Genomic DNA, 1,528 nt, shown 5'->3' with positions numbered 1-1,528 from the left:
CATCATACACTACGGCACGGGGAGGGCGAGTATCTTTTAATGGCTCGGCGTCATAGCGCGCTATCCGTTTACCGCTTTCAGTGTCCCAGATACTGACTTGGCTTGATGGTGTACCCGTAACCAATTGTGTGCCGTCATCAGAAAAACGAGCGGTAGAGAAAATGAGCTGACGTGACCAACTCTGTAGCTCCGCTTGTGGCTCGGCTGTTTTTAAGTCCCAAACAATGGCTTGGTTTCCACCGTCAGAGGTGAAGGCCAGTTCACCGTCGCGTTGTAGCACTACTCTAACGACGCGTTGTTCGTGCTCGAAGGTGCGCAGTACTAGTCCCGTTTCCGTATCCCAAAGGTAGGCTTTGTAGTCATTACCGCCTGAGAGTGCGTAGCGGCCATTGGAAGAGAGTGAGACAGAATTGACTTTTTCTCTGTGTGCGAGGAACTCTAAGCGACGACCAGTGACTAAGTCCACATAGATGGCTTTACCGTTTGATAACCCGAGCAAGACTTTCTCGCCATTACTGGAGATGTCGACATCGCGGATCAGTCCGTCAGAGATCGACCAAAGTCCCTCGGCTTGCGTCCAAGTGAGATCCCAAACGGCAAAGTTCATCTGACTGGCTGTCACCGCATAGCGACCATTGTCAGAGATCTTGATGCGCGTAATTGGGGAGCCAACTTGGTCTTGTTGGCCAAGCTGAGCGAGCTCTTGGTTTTCCGCCAAGTCCCAAAGCCGCAAGTGTTTTTGTTGGGAGTAGAGCAGGGCAAAGCGACCTTCTCTGCTTAGCGCAAAGCTGGTGGCACCATTGGGTTCAATATCCCAACGTTGATCATCCTCTTGGGAGAAAAAACATCCATTTAACAGAGTGATGACAATTGCATATAGTAATGAGTGAAAAAATATTCGCATCACGTCTAACAATCCGGTTTGTGTCAAAAGACATAGAACTAGTATATTGTTATAACTAACGTATTCACACCAATCTAATCACTAGATTTGTGCACAATAACCAATGGCTTGGCCATTAATTGGAGTATTCATGAAATCAGTTTTAAAAGTATCACTGCTTGCCGCGACGGTTATGCTAGCAGTTGGTTGTCAGAAAGAAGAACCAAAGGCAGAAGCTCCTCAAGTCGAAGAAGTGAAAGTTGAAGCAGTAAACTTTAAAACAGAAGACGACAAAGCGGCTTACGCAATCGGTGTTTCATTTGCAAACTACCTAAGCACAAGCATTGATAAGCCAAGCGAGCTAGGCATTAACCTAGACAAAGAGATGGTACTTCAAGGTATCGAAGATGTATTCGCAGGCAACACTGCACTGAACGAAGAAGAGACGCGCGCGGCACTTGAAGCTCTTGACCAACGTGTAGCTGAAACAATGCAAGCTCAAGCAGCAGAGAAGTCAGCAGAAACTAAGAAAGCGGGTGATGACTACCGCGCTGAGTTTGAGAAAACAGAAGGCGTTCAGAAAACTGACACTGGCCTCCTATACCAAGTAATGACAGCGGCTGAAGGTGAGTCTCCAAAAGACAC

Annotated in this window: 2 protein-coding genes; one reads left to right on the top strand and one right to left on the bottom strand. The window is 47.4% G+C overall.

The features are described 5' to 3' along the window. The coding region (locus tag KIV40_RS30965) for a WD40 repeat domain-containing protein (protein WP_285353130.1) at positions 1 to 904 on the bottom strand (904 nt) is incomplete at its 3' end. Between the two features lie 130 nt (positions 905 to 1,034). On the opposite strand from KIV40_RS30965, the gene KIV40_RS30960 reads away from it, so the two are divergent. Beyond that, a partial coding sequence (locus KIV40_RS30960) for an FKBP-type peptidyl-prolyl cis-trans isomerase N-terminal domain-containing protein (RefSeq protein WP_285353128.1) occupies positions 1,035 to 1,528 on the top strand: 494 nt, incomplete at its 3' end.

The sequence above is a fragment of the Vibrio sp. D173a genome (assembly GCF_030248475.1).
Note: the sequence above shows the minus strand (reverse complement) of the source record. Positions and strands in the feature narration are given on the sequence as shown.